The organism is Nocardioides sp. WG-D5 (genome assembly GCF_054031175.1).
Genome location: NZ_CM132928.1, coordinates 538,571 through 556,771, shown reverse-complemented (window position 1 = coordinate 556,771; position 18,201 = coordinate 538,571). Strand labels below are relative to the sequence as shown.

General features: G+C 70.2%; 18 protein-coding genes. 10 read left to right on the top strand and 8 right to left on the bottom strand.

Features of this window, described 5'->3' with window-relative positions; all coding sequences use genetic code 11:
- The first annotated feature begins 186 nt into the window (after positions 1-186).
- From ACWZJV_RS02745 to ACWZJV_RS02735, 3 genes are read left to right on the top strand one after another with little or no spacing between them, the layout of a single operon-like run.
- The gene (locus ACWZJV_RS02745) at positions 187-1,572 is read left to right on the top strand and encodes a condensation domain-containing protein (RefSeq protein ID WP_457180148.1); all 1,386 of its coding nucleotides are present in this window, start codon (positions 187-189) and stop codon (positions 1,570-1,572) included.
- Positions 1,569-3,026, top strand: a complete 1,458-nt coding sequence (locus ACWZJV_RS02740; RefSeq protein WP_457180147.1) for a condensation domain-containing protein — start codon at positions 1,569-1,571, stop codon at positions 3,024-3,026. The genes ACWZJV_RS02745 and ACWZJV_RS02740 overlap by 4 nt, the downstream gene beginning before the upstream one ends.
- Positions 3,007-4,377, top strand: a complete 1,371-nt coding sequence (locus tag ACWZJV_RS02735; protein ID WP_457180146.1) for a condensation domain-containing protein — start codon at positions 3,007-3,009, stop codon at positions 4,375-4,377. The genes ACWZJV_RS02740 and ACWZJV_RS02735 overlap by 20 nt, the downstream gene beginning before the upstream one ends.
- Positions 4,378-4,401: 24 nt before the next feature.
- On the opposite strand, the gene ACWZJV_RS02730 is transcribed toward ACWZJV_RS02735, so the two are convergent.
- The 3 genes from ACWZJV_RS02730 to ACWZJV_RS02720 are packed head-to-tail and all read right to left on the bottom strand — an operon-like array spanning position 4,402 to position 6,965.
- On the bottom strand, positions 4,402-5,349 hold the full coding sequence (locus ACWZJV_RS02730; protein WP_457180145.1) for an ABC transporter ATP-binding protein: 948 nt from the start codon (positions 5,347-5,349) through the stop codon (positions 4,402-4,404).
- Between the two features lie 4 nt (positions 5,350-5,353).
- Complete coding sequence (locus tag ACWZJV_RS02725) at positions 5,354-6,151, bottom strand: ABC transporter permease (RefSeq protein ID WP_307785583.1); 798 nt, start codon at positions 6,149-6,151, stop codon at positions 5,354-5,356.
- Entirely contained in the window at positions 6,144-6,965 is an 822-nt protein-coding gene (locus tag ACWZJV_RS02720) for an ABC transporter permease (protein WP_457180144.1), read from the bottom strand. The genes ACWZJV_RS02725 and ACWZJV_RS02720 overlap by 8 nt, the downstream gene beginning before the upstream one ends.
- A 137-nt stretch (positions 6,966-7,102) precedes the next feature.
- On the opposite strand from ACWZJV_RS02720, the gene ACWZJV_RS02715 reads away from it, so the two are divergent.
- From ACWZJV_RS02715 to ACWZJV_RS02705, 3 genes are all read left to right on the top strand, one after another.
- Entirely contained in the window at positions 7,103-8,278 is a 1,176-nt protein-coding gene (locus tag ACWZJV_RS02715; protein ID WP_196876355.1) for an LLM class flavin-dependent oxidoreductase, read from the top strand.
- Positions 8,275-8,922, top strand: a complete 648-nt coding sequence (locus ACWZJV_RS02710) for an FMN reductase (protein WP_457180143.1) — start codon at positions 8,275-8,277, stop codon at positions 8,920-8,922. Before ACWZJV_RS02715 ends, ACWZJV_RS02710 begins: the two co-directional genes overlap by 4 nt.
- Positions 8,923-9,039: 117 nt before the next feature.
- The gene (locus tag ACWZJV_RS02705) at positions 9,040-9,708 is read left to right on the top strand and encodes a response regulator (RefSeq protein ID WP_008357008.1); all 669 of its coding nucleotides are present in this window, start codon (positions 9,040-9,042) and stop codon (positions 9,706-9,708) included.
- 33 nt (positions 9,709-9,741) lie between these two features.
- Here ACWZJV_RS02705 and ACWZJV_RS02700 read toward each other — a convergent pair whose 3' ends face one another.
- Positions 9,742-10,269: a YbhB/YbcL family Raf kinase inhibitor-like protein gene (locus ACWZJV_RS02700; RefSeq protein WP_457180142.1), complete on the bottom strand. Its 528-nt coding sequence runs from the start codon at positions 10,267-10,269 to the stop codon at positions 9,742-9,744.
- An 82-nt stretch (positions 10,270-10,351) separates the two neighbouring features.
- On the opposite strand from ACWZJV_RS02700, the gene cobA reads away from it, so the two are divergent.
- The 4 genes from cobA (at position 10,352) to ACWZJV_RS02680 (ending at position 13,176) form a co-directional block, all read left to right on the top strand.
- Complete coding sequence (gene cobA / locus ACWZJV_RS02695; protein WP_457180141.1) at positions 10,352-11,578, top strand: uroporphyrinogen-III C-methyltransferase; 1,227 nt, start codon at positions 10,352-10,354, stop codon at positions 11,576-11,578.
- A 134-nt stretch (positions 11,579-11,712) separates the two neighbouring features.
- Positions 11,713-12,039 carry a type II toxin-antitoxin system RelE/ParE family toxin gene (locus tag ACWZJV_RS02690; RefSeq protein ID WP_457180140.1) on the top strand — a complete coding sequence of 109 codons (327 nt, stop codon included), beginning with the start codon at positions 11,713-11,715 and terminating at the stop codon, positions 12,037-12,039.
- Between the two features lie 10 nt (positions 12,040-12,049).
- Positions 12,050-12,370, top strand: a complete 321-nt coding sequence (locus ACWZJV_RS02685; RefSeq protein WP_378912104.1) for a helix-turn-helix domain-containing protein — start codon at positions 12,050-12,052, stop codon at positions 12,368-12,370.
- A 2-nt stretch (positions 12,371-12,372) separates the two neighbouring features.
- Positions 12,373-13,176 (top strand): TrmH family RNA methyltransferase, encoded by an 804-nt coding sequence (locus ACWZJV_RS02680; RefSeq protein WP_457180139.1) that lies wholly within the window; start codon positions 12,373-12,375, stop codon positions 13,174-13,176.
- Positions 13,177-13,271: 95 nt separating this feature from the next.
- Here the strand turns inward: ACWZJV_RS02680 and ACWZJV_RS02675 are convergent, their stop codons facing one another.
- Genes ACWZJV_RS02675 through ACWZJV_RS02660 form a run of 4 tightly spaced genes read right to left on the bottom strand, consistent with a single transcriptional unit; the run spans position 13,272 to position 18,075 of the window.
- Entirely contained in the window at positions 13,272-14,882 is a 1,611-nt protein-coding gene (locus ACWZJV_RS02675; protein WP_457180138.1) for a glycoside hydrolase family 13 protein, read from the bottom strand.
- Positions 14,883-14,896: 14 nt separating this feature from the next.
- Positions 14,897-15,787 (bottom strand): sugar ABC transporter permease, encoded by an 891-nt coding sequence (locus tag ACWZJV_RS02670; protein WP_457180137.1) that lies wholly within the window; start codon positions 15,785-15,787, stop codon positions 14,897-14,899.
- Positions 15,771-16,769, bottom strand: coding sequence for a carbohydrate ABC transporter permease (locus tag ACWZJV_RS02665; protein WP_008357002.1), 999 nt, complete (start codon positions 16,767-16,769; stop codon positions 15,771-15,773). The genes ACWZJV_RS02670 and ACWZJV_RS02665 overlap by 17 nt, the downstream gene beginning before the upstream one ends.
- Before the next feature lie 37 nt (positions 16,770-16,806).
- Positions 16,807-18,075, bottom strand: a complete 1,269-nt coding sequence (locus tag ACWZJV_RS02660; protein ID WP_457180136.1) for an extracellular solute-binding protein — start codon at positions 18,073-18,075, stop codon at positions 16,807-16,809.
- Positions 18,076-18,201: the final 126 nt, after the last annotated feature.

Genomic DNA, 18,201 nt, shown 5'->3' with positions numbered 1-18,201 from the left:
ACGTCAGGGGGCAGTCGAATTCGGGTCCGCACCTGTGTGCACAATAGGCCGCGACATGGGACGACATCGCTGTCGTCGCAGGCGGGTCGCCTTCTCGGGCTACGGCGTTCTTGAGGTTCGTTCGGGTCCCCGACTTGGCGTTGTGCCGCATTGAGCCCCCCACCTCAGAGAGGAACTCCACCTCCGATGGAGTACACCGAGCTGTCCGCGTACGACGTACCCCCGGGCGAGGTGACCGCGTGGATCCCCACCGCGGAGCCGAGCTCCTGGGTCGACGACGACCGCCGACTGTCACACAACCACGAGTTGCACCTCGACACCGCCGAGGCGGGCTCCTGGATCGGGTCGATCATGCGGTTGACGGGGCAGCTCGACGTGACGGCGCTCGACCTGGCGCTCCGAGCCTGGATCGGGCGCCACGAGGCGTTGCGCGGGACCGTCGAGGAGACCCCGGCCGGCCGGCGGCGTCGCACGGTCGCCCCCGAGAACGTGTCGGTGGCCACCACCGCACTGGGCCGGTTCGACGGCGAGGACGCCCGCGGCCGCGTCTCGGACTTCCTGGCCGATCACATCGACCCGTCGGCCTGGCCCTACGTCGTCTTCGCGACGGTGGCCGACGCCGACGGCTTCACCCTGGTCTTCGGCGCCGACCACGGCGTCATGGACGCCTACTCCCAGCTGCTCTGGTTCGAGGAGATCGCCTCGCTCTACGAGCGGGCGCTGGCCGGTGAGCCGTTCGCCGAGCTGGCCGCCGCGACCACCGGCAGCCACATCGACCACGCCGCCGCCGAGCGGGTCACCGGCGACGCGATGTCGCCGGAGAGCGAGTCGGTGCGGGTCTGGCGCGACTGGCTGACCGGTCCCGACGGACAGCTCCGGTTCGCCGACTTCCCGGTCCCGGGGATCACCGACGTACCCGCCTCGGCGTCGCCGCTGCCGCAGGCGAGCCTGTCGCAGTGGCTCGGCGACCCCCGCCAGGCGCGGGCCCTGGGCGAGCTGTGCAAGAGCGCCGGCGTCTCCTTCCAGGCCGGGATGATGGGCGCGATGGCGTACGTCCTGCGTACCCAGCACGGCGTGGAGCGGATGCGCTTCGTGGCCCCCATGCACACCCGCTACACCGCCGAGCACGCCGCCGCGGTCGGCTGGTACGTCGGTCTCGTCCCGGTCACCCTCGACATCACCGGCGCTGCGACGCTGCCGGAGGTCGCCGTCCGGGTCCAGGCCGCGCTGGCCGAGTCGAAGCCCCTGGTCCCGCAGCCGTTCGCGCGGGTCGCGGACCTGCTCGGCATCGACGACGCCCCGCACTTCGTGGTCACCTTCGTCGACACCCGCTTCATCTCCGGCGCCGAGCGCTGGAACGACTGGGACGCGCGTACGCTGCGGGCCCCCGTCCGCGCCGACGACGAGGTCTATCTCTGGCTCGTGCGCGACCGGGACGGTCTCAACGTCTCCACGCGCTACCCGGAGACGGTCGCCGCGGAACGGGTCGTGCGCGACCTGATCGGCGGGATGAGCGACCTCTTCGACGAGATCGCGCAGCCCGAGACCGCCTCGCTCGAGGGGACGGCATGAGGATCGGGCCGCTCGCCGATCTGGCTCCCGCGCCGGGCCGGGTGGTCGTGCTGCGGCCGACGCCGGAGTGTCAGGCGGCGGCCGATGCCGCGCCGGTCTCGCCCGGAACGCCGTCGTTCCTGCAGGCCGACCACCTCGACGCCTACCGCGCCAAGGTTGCCGCCGGTGGCGTGCACCGGGCCTGGACCGGCACCGCCGGTCAGTTCTCCGGCGCCTTCTCGGCTGCCGCCTATGCGGAGGCGCTGACGTCGTTCGTCGGCCGCCACGAGGGCCTGCGGACCTGGTTCGACCTGTCCGGTGAGATGCCGGTGCGGCATCTGGTGCCGGCCGAGGCGATCGCCTTCGAGGCCGTCGAGGTCGAGGCGCCGGCCGACTGGTCCGGGGGCTGGGAGGAACTCCTGGTCAGCCTCTGGGACGAGCAGTGCCGCCCCGACTCCTGGGCGCCGTTCCTCCTCGGCGCGATCGTGCGCGAGGACGGCTTCACCTACTTCTGGGGCTGCGACCACGCCTTCACCGACGGCGCCTCGCAGCTGATGGTCCCGGCCGAGCTCGGCGCCGCCTATGCCGCGGCGCTCGGGGCCGAGGTCGAGCCGCTGCCCGAGGCCGGCAGCTTCGTGACGTACGCCGCCGCCGAGCAGCAGGTCGCCGCCGCGTGCGACGCGGACACGCCGGCGGTGCGCGAGTGGGTCGACATCGTCTCGCGTCACGGCGGGCGGCTGCCGCGGTTCCCGGTCTCCCTCGGGCTGGACCCGGGCGAGACCGCGCCGGTCCGGGTCCGGCGATGGACCGCTCTCGAGGGCGAGGCGGTGGACGCGCTCGAGTCGCTGTGCCGTTCCGCCGGGGGACGGTTCGCCAGCGGCGTCTTCGCGCTCCTGGCCCACGCCGAGCAGCGCCTGACCGGCAGCTCGGACTACCTGGGGATCACCGTTCTCGGCACCCGGTCGCAGGAGACCGCGATGTCGCACGGCTGGTTCTGCAACTTCGCACCCGTCTCGATACCGCTGGGGCCTACGGTCGAGGAGACCGTCTTCGCGGAGACGGTGCTCGCGGCGGAGAAGGCCTTCGGCACCGCCCGCGAGCTGGCCCGCACCCCGGTCCACGTGCCGCTGGGCGCCATGGTCGCCGGCGGCGTGCTCGCACCGACGGAGCTGGCCAGCCCGCAGATGGTCTCCTACCTGGACGTACGCAAGTTCTCCGGCGCCGGCACGGAGCCGTTCGACACCGGGCTGCACTTCACCGGCGAGGGACGTACCGCCAACGCCAGCCTGTGGGTCAACCGCTTCGCCGACCGCTTCGAGGTGGCCACCCAGAGCCCCGACACCGAGCAGGGCGGGCGGGCCGTGGTGACCTACGTCGAGGCGCTCCGCGACGTGCTCGCCGACCTCGGCCTGCCGGTGCTGCCGGTCGATGCCGAGCAGATCGTCGGGACCGGACATGCTGGTCACGACCGCTGACCTCTGGGAGCCCCGGCCGGGCACGCTGCTGCGCTGGGACCTCTCCGCCCCGCCGCACGGCGCACCGGCCGAGCTCTCGCTCAACCAGCGCAACCACCTGGCCGGTGCGATGGCCGGCGCCCCGACCGTCTGGCTCGCGGCCGCCTTCGACGTCGACGGGCCGATCGAGCCGGTCGCGCTCTCGCGCACCTGGCGCGCGTTCCTCGCCCGCCACGGCAGCCTGCAGCTCGAGGTCGTCGCGGGTGCGGACGGGCCGCGGGCGCGCCGCCACCATCCCGGCACCCTGAGCTGGTCGGTCGCGACCGTCGGCCACACCGGCACCGTCGAGGAGACCCGCACCGCACTGCACGCCGCGCTCGACGAGCGGTGCGGACCGTTCGGCTATCCCGCCTTCCTGCCGGCCGCGATCTCCCGCCCCGACCGCTCCACGATCGTCCTGGGCATGGACCACCTGCACTGCGACGCCCACTCGGTCGCCGTGGCGGTCGAGGAGCTGGCACACCTCTACGCCGCCTTCACGGAGAGCGGCGAGGAGCCCTCGCTGCCGCCGGTGGGCTCCTTCCTCGAGGCCGTCTCGCAGGGTTCCGACGGCCCGGCCCGGGTGGCCGCCGACGACCCGCTGCTCCGCGGCTGGGGCGACTTCCTCGCCGGCCGCGGCCACCGGCTGCCGACCTTCCCGCTGCCGCTCGGCCTCGAGCCGGGCGAGCGGGCCGCCCAGGCCACCGCCGTGGCCACGCTCGCCGACGCCGACCTGATGGACCGCATCGGCGCCCGTGCCCGCAACAGCGGTGCCTCGACGTACGCCGCCGTCCTGGCCGCCCTCGCCACCGCGCTCGCCGACCTCGGCGGCGGTGACCGTCTGGACACGATGGCCCCGGTCTCCACCCGCTCGGCGCAGCCCCTCACCCGCTCGATCGGCTGGTACACCACCACCGTCCCGCTCACCGTCCCCGCCTCGCTCACCGACCTAGGCCTGGCCGAGGCCGGCGATGCGGTCCGTCACGGCATACGCCTCGGGTCGGTGCCGCTCGACCAGGTCCTCGGATCGCTCACCGAGCCCCTGGTGCAGACCCGCAGCGACGTCTTCGTGGTCTCCTGGGTCGACTACCGCCACGTCCCCGGCGGCTCCTCCCACCTCGACCGCGATGCCCAGCACATCTCGGCCTCCACCCAGGCCGACGACGTCCAGATCTGGTTCTCCCGCACCCATGCGGGCCTCGCCGTCCGGATCCGCTACCCCGACACGTCGGTGGCCGCGGCGTCCGTCGAGTCCCTCCTCGACCGCCTCCGTCACACCCTCGTCGATCTCTCCCGTCAGCCCGACGACCTCGCCGTCCTCCGGATCGAGTGACTGAACCGACTCCCCACGGTGCCCTCACCCGCAGTACAGCGCGCGGATGACGTCCTCGATGGCCGGTTCGTGGATGGACAGGTCGGCGACGTCGTACGCAGCCGCGACCTGCGCGACGAGGGGAGCCGCGGAGGCGGCGGCCGGGAACGAGAGCCACTGGCGCGGTCCCTCGACCTTCACCACCTGAGCTCCCTCGACGGCGATCGCCGGGGCCTCGTCGACGAGGTCGACCACGAGGGTCCGGGAGGCATCGCCGTTGAGGCGCAGCGAGGACAGCGGGCCGTCGAAGACGGCGGTGCCGTGGTCGATCACGATGACCCGGTCGCACAGCGCCTCGATGTCCTGCAGGTCGTGGGTGGTGAGCATCAGGGTCGTCCCGCGCTCGTGGTTGAGGGCGCGCAGGAACTCCCGCAGCCGCCCCTTGGAGATCACGTCGAGCCCGATCGTCGGCTCGTCGAGGTAGAGGATCTCGGGGTCGTGGAGCAGGGCGGCGGCGATGTCGCCGCGCATCCGCTGCCCCAGGCTCAGCTGCCGCACCGGGGTGTCCATCAGGTCGCCGAGGTCCAGCAGCGCGACGTGGTCGTCGAGGTTGCGGCGGAAGGTCTGGTCGGGGATCCGGTAGATCCGCCGGAGCAGCTCGAAGGAGTCGCGCAGCGGCAGGTCCCACCACAGCGACGTACGCTGCCCGAAGACGACCCCGATGCGCCGGGCCAGCTCGCGGCGCTGGCGGGCGGGCTCCAGGCCGGCGACGAGCGCCGACCCGCCGGAGGGCACCAGGATGCCGGTCAGCATCTTGATGGTGGTCGACTTCCCGGCGCCGTTGGGCCCGATGTAGCCGACCATCTCGCCGGCGTCGATCTCGAAGGACAGATCGTGGACGGCGTGCTTCACCACCGACGTACGTCGCAGCACACCCGCACGCTTGCGGATGGTGAACTCGCGGGACAGGTCCCGCACCTCGATCAGTGGCACGAGATCAGCTCCCTGTGGATCGGTAGCGGCGAAGCCCCTGGCGCCACACCAGCGTGGTGAGGCCGACCAGCGCCAGGGCGGCGAGGGGCGAGGCGAAGCGGAACCAGTCCGGTGCGCCGTACGGGTCGGTGAGGCCGAGCAGGAACAGGCACGGATACCAGTTCACGAAGGCCAGCGGCAGCAGATAGGTGAGCGACCGGACGACCTCACGCGGGAAGATCGTCATCGGGTACTGCATGATCGTGTTGCCGCCGTAGGTGAAGGCGTTGGCGAACTCCGAGGCGTCGGTCGTCCAGAACTGGATCGTCGAGAACGTCACGAACACGCAGAAGTAGATGACCACGCCCGAGACGAGCGCCACCACGAGCACCAGCAGCCGTTGCGGGTTCCACTCCACGATCGGCGCCGCCCACGCGAACACGGCGAGGCCCTGGGCGATCTGCCCGAGCCGGCGCAGCTCGAACCGGTCGGCGCACAGCTGCACCAGCACCGGGACCGGCTTGGTCATCATCGCGTCCAGGTCCCCGCTGCGTACCTTCTGGCCGATCTTCTCCACGCTCCCGACCAGCATGTCGGCGACCCGGAACGCGAGCGAGGTGACCCCGTAGAGCAGGGCGATCTCGCGCAGGGTGAAGCCGCCGTAGGTGTCGAGGTGGCTGAACATCAGCCAGATCGCCACGAAGTCGAGGAAGGTGATCAGCACCCCGCCGACGGTCATCGTCCAGAACGACAGCGGATAGGCCATCGACGCCCGGATCCACAGCGCCGCGATGAGCCAGTAGGCGCGCACCGCATCAGCCACCCTGGACCACCACCTTGCGGGTCGCGGCACGGAGCACGAGCGCGCACACGGCCAGCAGCACGACCGCCCACAGCACCTGCAGGCCGATCGCGGCGAGCAGGTCGAGCCCGGTGTGGCGGCCCAGCCAGATGTCGGCCGGGGTCTGGATGTAGGAGGCGAACGGGAGCGCCAGCGCGACCTGGCGCAACCCGTCGGGGAAGAGGTTGAGCGGCAGCGTGAGTCCGCTGAAGAAGGTGGCCAGCACGCTCAGCAGCACCCGCGGCCCGGTCGCGTCCAGGAGCCAGAACGCGCTGGCCGCGAAGAGAAACCGGACGGCGAAGCTGACCACCACCGCGAGGGCGACGCTGACCAGGAATCCGGCCGCGCCGACGGGGGAGGGCAGGACCAGTCCGAAGAGCAGCGCGCCGATGATCGTCGGCGCCACGCCCCGGGTCGCGAAGTGGTAGAGCCCGCGGCCGAGGTCGGCGGCGAGGTACCAGCCGAGGACGCTGACGGGACGGTAGAGGTCGACGGCGATGTCGCCGTTGCGGATCCGCTCGGCGAGGTCGTCGGTCGCGCCCCCGCTCCACAGCGCGATGGTCATCAGCAGCGCCTGGCCGATCCAGACGAAGGTGATGGCCTGGTCGGCCGCGTAGCCTCCGGCCGACGGGTTCTGCTCCCACAGCGCCAGATAGGCGAAGCTGAGGATGATCCCGAAGACCGAGTTGGTGAAGATCCCGGCGAGCGTGGCCGCGGTGTAGCTGGAGTAGCGGCGGAAGGACCGGGCCGCGATCGCGGCGTACAGACTGAACTGTGGATGCAACGCCCCGGACACCTGACGTACGTTGGCACAGGAGGGCCTGCGTACGCCAAGGGGTTTCCTGGAATAACGTTGATGCAGCAACTGTTTGCCGAGTAGTTCGGATTTCAACTATCGTGGCAGGACCACGAAAGGGGCAGTGAACAATGGGTATGCAGTTCGGCATCTTCACCGTCGGCGACGTCACCACGGACCCGACGACCGGCAAGACCCCGACGGAGCACGAGCGGATCAAGGCCACCGTCGAGATCGCCAAGCACGCCGAGGAGGTGGGCCTGGACGTCTTCGCGACCGGTGAGCACCACAACCCGCCGTTCATCGCCTCCAACCCGACCGCCACGCTGGCCTACATCGGTGCCCAGACCGAGAACATCATCCTGAGCACCGCGACCACGCTGATCACCACCACCGACCCGGTGCTGATCGCGGAGGACTACGCCAAGATCCAGCACCTCACCGACGGCCGCGTCGACCTGATGATGGGCCGCGGCAACACCGGCCCGGTCTACCCCTGGTTCGGCAAGGACATCCGCCAGGGCATCAACCTGGCGATCGAGAACTACGCCCTGCTCCGCCGGCTGTGGAGCGAGGACGTCGTCGACTGGTCCGGCCGGTTCCGTACGCCGCTGCAGGGCTACACCTCGACGCCGCGGCCGTTGGACGGTGTCGCGCCGTTCGTCTGGCACGGCTCGATCCGCTCGCCTGAGATCGCCGAGCAAGCTGCGTACTATGGCGACGGCTTCTTCCACAACCACATCTTCTGGCCGGCCTCGCACACCAAGCAGATGGTGCAGCTCTACCGGCAGCGTTTCGAGCACTATGGCCACGGCACCGCCGACCAGGCGATCGTCGGGCTGGGCGGGCAGTTCTTCATGCGGCCCAACTCCCAGGACGCGATCAACGAGTTCCGGCCCTACTTCGACAACGCCCCGGTCTACGGCCACGGCCCCTCGCTGGAGGACTTCAGCGAGGCCACGCCGCTGACCGTCGGCTCGCCGCAGCAGGTCATCGAGCGGACCCTCTCGTTCCGTGAGTACGTCGGTGACTACCAGCGCCAGCTCTTCCTGCTCGACCACGCGGGGCTCCCGCTGAAGACGGTGCTGGAGCAGCTCGACCTCTACGGCGAGATCCTCCCGACCCTGCGCGCGGAGTTCGAGAAGCTGCGCAAGCCCGGTGTCCCGGACGCCCCGACCCACGCCTCCCTGGTGGAGAAGGCCGGCGGCGCCAAGGACTCGACCGTCTACGCCGAGGGCGACTCCGCCACCGGCTCGTCCGACCGCGACCTGCACGACCCGGAGGTCGCCAAGGTGCTCGAGGGGGAGCTGTGACCCGGATCGTCGTCGTCTCGGCGGGGCTCTCGGTCCCGTCCTCGACCAAGCTGCTCGCCGACATGCTCGGCGAGGCGACGACCCGGGCCGTCCAGGCCCGGGGCGCCGAGGTCGAGGTCGAGCACATCGAGCTGCGCGGCCTGGCGCACGAGCTGACCGACAACCTGCTCACCGGCTTCGCCAAGCCGGCGCTGCAGACGGCCATCGACCACGTGCGCCGTGCCGACGGCGTCATCGCGGTGACGCCGGTGTTCTCCGCGTCCTACTCGGGCCTGTTCAAGACGTTCTTCGACGTCCTCGAGCAGGGTGTCCTCGACGCCAAGCCGGTCCTGATCGCCGCGACGGCCGGCACCGCCCGGCACTCGCTGGTGCTCGAGCACGCGCTGCGCCCGCTCTTCGCCTACCTGCACGCCGTGGTCGTCCCGACCGGGGTCTTCGCCGCCACCGACGACTTCGCCGGTGGCCCGGAGCTCCCCAAGCGGGTCGACCGGGCGGCCGCGGAGCTGGCCGCGCTGCTGGCCGTGGGCGGCGGTGCGACCGCCGCCCCGGCGCCGCACCGGACGCTGGTGGAGGACGAGTTCGCCAACCCGACCTCCTTCGAGACGCTGCTCAAGCGAGCCTCCGAAGGGCCGCCGGAGTTCTGATCCCGGGCTGTCCGCCTCGGCTGGCGACGCGAACACGGACGCGAGATACCGGGGGTTTGCGGTGGAGTGCGACAGAATGCGTATCGACCGCTACCCCCAACACCGAGCGGAGCCGTTGTGCCCAGCTATGAGCCGAGCGTCGTCGTTGCCGACGAGTCGCCGCTCCTTCGTGCTGGACTCACGACCCTGCTCGCGCGTGGTGGTTACCAGGTGGTGGCCGACGCCGGCGACGCCGAGGCGCTCGTCCAGGTCGCGACCGACACCCTGCCGACGCTGGTCGTCACCGACGCCCGGCTGAGCGGGAGAACGGCCGACGAGGGCATCGGTGCCGCGGTCCGGCTGCACGAGAAGGTGCCGGAGATGGGCATCCTCGTGCTCGCGGACTCGCTCGACACGGCCTACGCCGCCCCGGTCTTCGCCAGTTCCGGCACCGGCGGCCTCGGCTACCTGCGCAAGTCACGCGTACGCACCATCCCGCACTTCCTCGACGTCATCGGCCGGGTGTCGTCGGGTGAGGTCGTGGTCGACCCCGAGGTCATCTCCCGGATGGTCGAGGCATCGCCGGACGCCGACGGCGAGGCGATGGCACGGCTGTCGATGCGGCAGAGCGAGGTGCTGGGCCTGATCCAGGCGGGATTCCCCGACCGCGCGATCATCAGCAAGCTCTTCAGCGGCAGGCGACAGTTCGAGCGGTGTCTGAGCGAGATCTTCCTCGCGCTCGGTCTCTCCGGCGAGGTCGAGCATCGTCGTACGCCGACGCTGCTGACCCACCTCGCCTCGGGCTGACGGTGGGAGCCCTGGGGCTCCCACCGCCGGAGCTCAGTGCTGGTAGGTGCCCACCAGGACGGCGCGGGCCAGGGCCTTGAAGGCCAGGTTGAAGGAGACGACGGCCGGGGTGACCTCGTCGTTCACGCCGAGGGTCTCCTCGCCGACGGCGTGGACCACGAAGTAGTAGCGGTGGACCTGGTCGCCGGCCGGGGGAGCGGCACCGCCGAACTCCTTGGTGCCGTAGTCGGTGGCGACGTGGAACGCCTTGCCCGGGAGCTCGGCGTCGCCGGCACCGGCGCCGGCGGGCAGCTCGGTGACGTCGGCGGGGACGTCGACCAGGGCCCAGTGCCAGAAGCCGCTGGGCGTGGGCGCGTCGGGGTCGAAGCAGGTGACGACGTAGGACTTCGTCCCCTCCGGTGCGCCGCTCCAGCTGAGCTGCGGGGAGGTGTTGCCGCCGTCGTAGACCTGGTCCTGCTTCAGCGGCTGGCCGTCGGTCACGTCCTGGCTGGTCAGCGTGAAGGAGGGAAGGGCGGGCATGAGCGAGTAGGGGTCCGGTTTCACCGGGCGGTCGAGTGCCATGGCCACCAACGTAGCTCACGAACCCAGTCCGCGAATCGACCCGTTGTCAGGACACGGCCGGGTGTTGGGCGAGGATGTACCCATGAGTTCTGAGCATGCCGTTCCCTATCCCGCCGGCCTCATCCTGGAGGGGCGGAGGGTGGTCGTCGTGGGTGGTGGCCGGGTGGCGCAGCGGCGCGTGCCGGCGCTGATCGCCGCGGGTGCGCTGGTCGAGATCGTCTCGCCCTCGCTGACGCCCGCCCTGGAGGGCCTGCTCGGCTCGGGCGAGATCACCTGGCGCTCGGAGCGTTTCACCGCCGACGTGCTCGACGGGGCCTGGTACGTCATCGCCGCGACCCAGAACGCCGACGTCAACGAGGAGGTCTCGGCCGCCGCCGAGGAGCGACGGATCTTCTGCGTACGCTCCGACGACGGCACGCGCGCCACCGCCTGGACCCCGGCGACTGGGCAGGACGGCGACCTGACCGTCGCCGTGCTCGCCAACCGCGACCCGCGGCGCTCCGCGGGTGTGCGCGACCGGATCCTCGACGGCCTGCGCTCCGGTGACCTCATCGCTCCGCACGAGCGCCAGCGGGTGCCCGGGGTGACCCTGATCGGTGGCGGTCCGGGTGACCCGGGGCTGATCTCCGTCGCCGGCCGCAAGGCCCTGATGGAGGCCGACATCGTCGTCGCCGACCGGCTGGCGCCGCGCGAGCTGCTCTCCGAGCTGCCGGGCGACGTCGAGCTGGTCGACGTCGCCAAGCTTCCTCGCGGCCGCTCGGCCCAGCAGGAGGAGATCAACCGGATCATCGTCGAGGCGGCCAAAGAGGGGAAGGCGGTCGCGCGCTTCAAGGGCGGCGACAACTTCATCTTCGGCCGTGGCTTCGAGGAGGTGCTCGCCTGCCGTGAGGCCGGCGTGCCGGTCCACGTCATCCCCGGCCTGACCTCGCCGGTGACCGTCCCCGGCGTCGCCGGCATCCCGGTGACCCACCGCGGCGTCGCCCACGAGTTCACCGTCATCTCCGGCCACGTCCCGCCGGCCGACCCCACCTCGCTGACCAACTGGCCCGCCGTCGCCCAGCTCGGTGGCACCCTGGTCCTCCTCATGGCCGTCCAGAATGCCCCGGCGATCGCGACCGCCCTGATGGACGGTGGACGTGCCGCCTCGACCCCCGTCGCGGTCATCTGCGACGGCACGATGCCGACACAGCGTACGGTCCTGGCGACCCTCGAGACCCTCGAGAAGACCCTCGCCGACGAGAACGTCCAGCCCCCGGCGATCATCGTCGTCGGCGAGGTCGTCCGCGTCGCCCACCCCGACTCCTTCTAGACCTCTGGTCGGCGCGGCGTCGACTCGTTGCCATGAGTTGGATCGTACAGTCACTGCATGAGATCTGCAGCGAACCATGGCGGCTGCCCGCTCCGCGATGATCGCACTTGTGCGATCATCGCGTGGGTGCGATCATGAGCATGGAAGTCGAGCTTCATGACGAGGTCGTGAGGTGGCTGGATGCTCTGAGCGACGCGGAGTGGGTCCGGGTCGCGGTGATCGTGGATCGGTTGGCCGATCTGGGGCCCCGCGCACGAATGCCTCTCTCGCGGGGTTTGGGGGACGGCCTGTTCGAGCTTCGCTTCACTCTCGGGTCGACTGCCCGGAGGATCACCTACAGATTCACCAGCGATGCTCGAATCATCCTTCTGACGACTTTCCACAAGCAACGAGACAACGAGCGCGGTGAGGTGGCCAGAGCCCGCAAGGCGGCCGCCGAATGCGCGCGGCGCTATCCCTAGGAGAGCAACCATGGCGAACTACTCCCGCTGGTCCGACGTCAGGGCCGAGCGTCCCGCGCCGTCCGACGAGGCCAGGGCGAGCGTCGAGCAGGATCTTGCACTCGGGCAGCTGATCTACGACCTGCGTACGGCGGCAGGGCTGAGCCAGCGTGAGCTGGCCACTCGGATGGGCACGACTCAGTCGGTCATCTCCCGACTCGAGGAAGGCGGCGGAGCGCGCAACCGGATCGACACGCTGGCACGCGTCGCGACCGCCCTGGGCCGGCACCTGGTCCTCTCTTTCCCTGAGGAAGTTTCGGGGGACATGAAGGACTCGGTGCAGGTCGCCTGACCATGGCTGAGCTCATCGAGATCTCCGACCCCGACGACCCTCGTCTTGCGGACTACCGCGACCTGCGTGATGTCGAGCTGCGCAAGTCCATCGAATCCTCCGAGGGGCTGTTCCTGGCGGAAGGCGAGAAGGTCGTACGCCGCGCCGTGACCGGCGGCTTCGAGCCGCGCTCGTTCCTGATGGCGCCGAAGTGGCTCGACGGGCTCGCCGACGTGCTCGACTCGACCGATGCGCCGTGCTACGTGATGAGCGAGAAGGCGGCCGAGGAGGTGACCGGGTTCCATGTGCACCGTGGTGCGCTGGCGTCCTTGAAGCGGCGGCCGCTGCCGTCGGTGGAGTCGGTGCTCGAGGGTGCCCGCTCGGTCCTGGTGCTGGAGGACATCGTCGACCACACCAACGTGGGTGCGATCTTCCGGTCGGGGGCGGCGCTCGGGTTCGATGCGGTGCTGCTGGCGCCGCGCTGCGCCGACCCGCTCTACCGGCGCTCCATCAAGGTCGCGATGGGCGCGGTCTTCGCGCTGCCGTGGACCCGCCTGCCGGACTGGTACGAAGCACTCCCGTCCCTCTCCGCCGCCGGCTTCACCACCGTCGCCCTGACCCTGGCCGACGACGCCGTCGACATCGAGAAGGCCGTCGAGGGTGTCGACAAGGTCGCCCTCGTCCTCGGCTCCGAGGGCCACGGCCTCTCCCCGCGCTGGCAGCAGGCCGCCGACCGCCGCGCCATCATCCCGATGTCCGCCGGCATCGACTCCCTCAACGTCGCCGCGGCCACCGCCGTCGCCTGCTACGTCACCGCCCGCCGCTAGCCAGCCGAGGCGTCAGCCGCGTCGGCCGAGCCGTCACGTACGTCGGCCGAGCCGGCACGGCAGTGCCAACTCGGCCGACGGGGGTGACTTCTCGGCTAGATCTGCCACCAGACGGTCGTGTCGCCGGGGAGGTCGGCGGAGCCGTCGGTGACGGGCACGGGGCCCGAGGAGGAGAGGAGTACGTCGCCGGGGGCGGCGATGCGTACCGGCTCCTTGGTGGTGTTGACGGTGCACACGAAACCAGAGCGCTCGAACCAGAGGACCCCGGCGGGGGCCTCGTCGTGCCAGGTGACCGCGTCGCCGGCGCCGAGGCCGGAGACCTCGCGACGGATCTTCAGCGCCGAGCGGTAGAGCTCGAGGGTGGAGCCCTCGACACCGGTCTGCGCCTCGACGCTCAGCTCGCCCCACGAGTCGGGCTGGGGCAGCCAGGAGCCGCCGTCGCCGAAGCCGTAGGACGAACCCGTCCGGGTCCACGGCAGCGGCACGCGGCAGCCGTCGCGGAAGCCGTCCTGGCCGTTGGCGCGGTGGAAGGACGGGTCCTGGCGGACCTCGTCGGGCAGGTCCGTGACGTCGGGGAGGCCGAGCTCCTCGCCCTGGTAGACGTACGCCGACCCCGGGAGCGCCAGCATGAGCAGCGTCGCCGCGCGAGCTCGCCGGAGCCCCAGAGGGCGGTCACCAGGCGTACGGATCTGGGTGCCTGACCCCGGAGGGTTTGCGAACCGGGTGGCGTGCCGGGTGACGTCGTGGTTGGACAGCACCCAGGTCGCCGGAGCACCGACCGGACGCATCGCGTCCAGGGAGCTGTCGATGACCTTGCGCAGCGCCGCGGCGTCCCAGGCGGTGTCGAGGTACTCGAAGTTGAACGCCTGGTGCAGCTCGTCGGGGCGTACGTAGTTGGCCGACCGGGCCACCGTCGGCGTCCACGCCTCGGCGACGAAGATCCGGCCCGGGTAGTCCGACAGCACCCGCCGCCAGGTGCGGTAGATCTCGTGGACCCCGTCCTGATCGAAGAACGGCATCACGTCGTTGCCGAGCAGGTGGAGCTGGTCCGTGTGGCCGATGGACGGCAGGCCCTCGGCCTTGACCAGGCCGTGGGCGACGTCGATACGGAAGCCGTCGATGCCGAGATCGAGCCAGAACCGCAGGATGTCGAGGAACTCCGCGGCGACCTCGGGGGAGTTCCAGTTGAAGTCGGGCTGCTCGGGCGCGAAGAGGTGGAGGTACCACTCGCCGTCCGCCACGCGGGTCCAGGCGGGACCGCCGAAGATCGAGTCCCAGTCATTCGGTGGCTCCGAGCCGTCCGGCCCGCGTCCGGGCAGGAAGTGGTAGCGCGACCGCATCGGCGAGCCGGGCCCGTCGGCCAGCGCCTGCTGGAACCACTCGTGCTGGTCGGAGGAGTGGTTGGGGACGATGTCGGCGATGATCTTGAGCCCCAGCTCATGGGCAGCAGAGATCAGCGCGCGAGCGTCGTCCAGCGTCCCGTACCGGGGGTCGACCGCACGGTAGTCGGAGACGTCGTAGCCCCCGTCGGCCTGCGGCGAGGCGTAGAACGGGCTCAGCCAGACCGCATCCACGCCCAGCGACCGGAGGTAGGGGAGCCGGGACCGGATCCCGGGAAGGTCACCGGTGCCGTCGCCGTCGCTGTCGGCGAAGCTGCGCGGGTAGACCTGGTAGATGACGGCGTCGCGCCACCATTCGGTACTCATGAGAGAAGAACCTTTCAGCCCTTGACGCCGCCGGCGGTCAGACCGGTGACGACGTGTCGTTGGACGAGATAGAAGAAGACGGTGACCGGGATGGCGATGAGGACGGCGGTGGCGGCCATCAGGTTCCACTGCGCGTCGTGCTCGCTGATGAAGCTCTGCAGGCCGACCGCGAAGGTGTACTTCGAGTCGTCGAGCAGGAACGTCGAGGCGAACGCGACCTCGGCGAAGGCGGTGATGAAGGCGTAGAACGCGGCGACCGCGAGGCCCGGACGGGCCAGCGGCAGGATGAGCCGCCAGAACGTACCGAAGGGGGTGAGCCCGTCGATCATCCCGGCCTCGTCGAGCTCGACCGGGATGGTGTCGAAGTAGCCCTTCAGCAGCCAGGAGCAGTAGGGGACGATCGTGGTGCAGTTGACAAGGATCAGACCGAGGTGCGAGTCGACCAGACGCAGCTGCGAGAAGATCTCGTACATCGGCACGATCAGCACCGCGATCGGGAACGCCTGCGTCAGCAGCAGGACCCACATCAGCGGCCGGTGGCCCGGGAACCGCATCCGGGAGACCGCGTAGCCGGTCGTCGCCGCCGACATCACGCCGAACAGGGTCGTGCCTCCGGCGACCACCAGCGTCGACCACAGCCAGTTGAAGAAGGCGGTGTTGGTCAGCACGAACGAGTAGTTGTCCAGCGTCGCCTTCGCGAAGATCCCGCCGGGGTGGAGGTAGTCGTCCTTGTCGGGTCCCAGGGACAGGTAGACGAGCCAGACGATCGGGAACAGCGCGATCAGCGACGCCACCGCGAGCGTGACGTGCGTGCCCACCTGGCCGACCGGGCCGAGGTCGCCGCGTCGGCTCTGCCGTTTCTTGGGCGCGCTGCTGGGCACGTGGGTGCTAGGCGAGCTGGTCATTGCGTTTCAACCACCGGTAGTAGAAGGACGTGAAGACGATCAGGATCGCGAGCAGCAGGACGCCGTACGCCGCGGACATAGCGAAGTCGCGAGGCTGCTGCCCGAAGCCGAGTCGGTAGGCCCAGGTGACCAGGATCTGCGCGTCCGGCGCGGTGTTGCCGAAGAGCAGGAAGATGATCGCGAACTGGTTGAAGGTCCAGATCACCCCGAGCAGCACGACGGTCGAGCTCACCGAGGACAGCCCCGGCAGGGTGACGTGCCGGAACCGCTGCCAGGCGCTGGCGCCGTCGATCTCGGCGGCCTCGTAGAGGTTCTCGTCGATCGACTGCAGCCCGCCGAGCAGGGAGAGCATCATGAACGGCACGCCGCACCAGGTGTTGACCAGGATCGCGGCCGTACGCTGCCAGGTCGGGTCCTCGAGCCAGCTCGGCTCGGCCAGGCCGATCGCGCCGATCATCGAGTTGATGACGCCAGCATCGGCCAGCATGATCCGCCAGGCGAAGACGGTGACGAAGGTCGGCACCGCCCAGGGCAGGATCAGCAGCAGCCGGTACGCCACGCGCCCGCGCAGCCGCTGGTTGAGGAGCATCGCCAGCCCGAGGCCGATCACGTAGTGCAGCACGACACAGGTGACGGTCCAGACGATGGTCCAGACGAAATGGGACCAGAAGCGGTCGTAGGCCGCCGGGCCCCACAGGATCTCGGCGTAGTTGTCCAGACCGATGAACTTGTACGTCGCGTCGATCGTGTTGACGCCGATGGTGCGTGCCGAGTTGAGGCTGTTGGCGTCGGTCAGGGTCAGGTAGAAGCCGCGCGCGAGCGGGTAGCCGACCAGGACGCCGAGGACGATCACGACGGGCGCGACCATCGCGTAGGCGTACCAGTAGCGGCGGTAGGAGTCTCGCACGCGCTGGACGGGGCGGGGCGCCCGCCGCCGAGACCGCGGGGTCTCGGCGGCGGGCGCTGGTGCTGTCAGAGTCATGAGATGACTTGATCTTCCTGGCTCAGTCGGAACTGGGTCACTTGGAGAAGTCGGGCAGCAGGTCGGCGAAGGCCGTGTCCAGCGTGGCCAGGCCCTTGTCGAGGGTCTCGGCGCCGGAGGCGATCTTCGGGAGCTCCTGGTCCATCGGACCCCACAGCGAGGAGTACTCCGGCAGCTCCGGTCGCGGCTGGGCGGCCGGGAGCACGGTCTGGAACCCGGCGATGCCCGGGTCGGCCTTGACCTCGTCGGTGTAGGCGTCGTCGCGGGTCGGGAGCGTGGAGTTCTTCAGCGCGATCTGGGCCTGGGTGTCGGCCGAGGTCATGAACTTCACGAACTTCGCCGAGGCCTCCTGGTGCGCCTCGTCCGAGCCGGCGTAGATCGACAGGTTGTGACCACCGGTCGGGGCGCCGGCCTTGCCGGTCGAGCCGGCCGGGACGGTCGCGATGCCGAGGTTGTTCTTGTCCTGGAACGCCGAGCCCTTGTAGAAGTTCGTGATCTCCCAGGGGCCCTGGATGATCGCGGCGACCTTGCCGTTGACGAAGGCGTCCTGGATGTGGGCGTACGCGTCGGCGGTGGTGTCCGCCTTGTGCAGGCCCGCGCCGTTGAAGAGACCCTGCCAGGTGGTCAGGCCCTTCTTGGCCTCCGGGGAGGTGATGGTGATCTTCTTGGCCTCGGCGTCGACCATGTTGGTGCCCTCGCCGTAGAGGAACGGGGTGGCGTAGTAGGCCGAGGTCGAGCCCCAGTAGCCGTCGACTCCGGTCTTGGCCTTGATCGTCGCGGCGTCCTTCTTGAGGTCGTCCCAGGTGGCGGGCGCCTCGGTGATGCCGGCCTTCTCGAAGAGCGCCTTGTTGTAGACCAGCGCGAGGGTGTCGGTGACGAACGGCACGCCGTAGGTCTTGCCGTCGAACTCGGCCTGCTTGATCAGGTTGGGCTGGAAGGCGTCCTTCTCCTCGAGCGCCTCGGTGTCGTCGAGGGGAGCGAGGAAGCCCTTCTGCGCGAACGCGGGGGTCCAGCCGACCTCGGCACGGAGGATGTCGGGGGCGCCGCTGGCACCGGCCGCGGTGTCGAACTTGTTCTGCGCCTGGTCGAACGGCACGTTGACGTACTTGACCTTGATGTCCGGGTTGGCCTTCTCGAAGTCCTTGACGAGGGCCTTGTAGGTCGGGGCCTCGTTGGTCGCGTTCGAGGTGTCCCACCAGGTGATGGTGACCGGGCCGTCGCTGCTGTCGCCGCTGCTACCGCCACATGCCGTTGCCGCGAGGACGAGCGATGCCGCCACTGCGGTGGCCACGATGCCACGTCGCATGAGTTCTCCTTCGATATGGGGCCGGGCGAGGAATCCGCCCGGTGGTGTGACGAAGGTAACCCCGCGTCGAGGAGAATGTAAGAGCCTTTCAGCAAAAGTTGCAAACTTGCTGAAACTTCTTGCAGG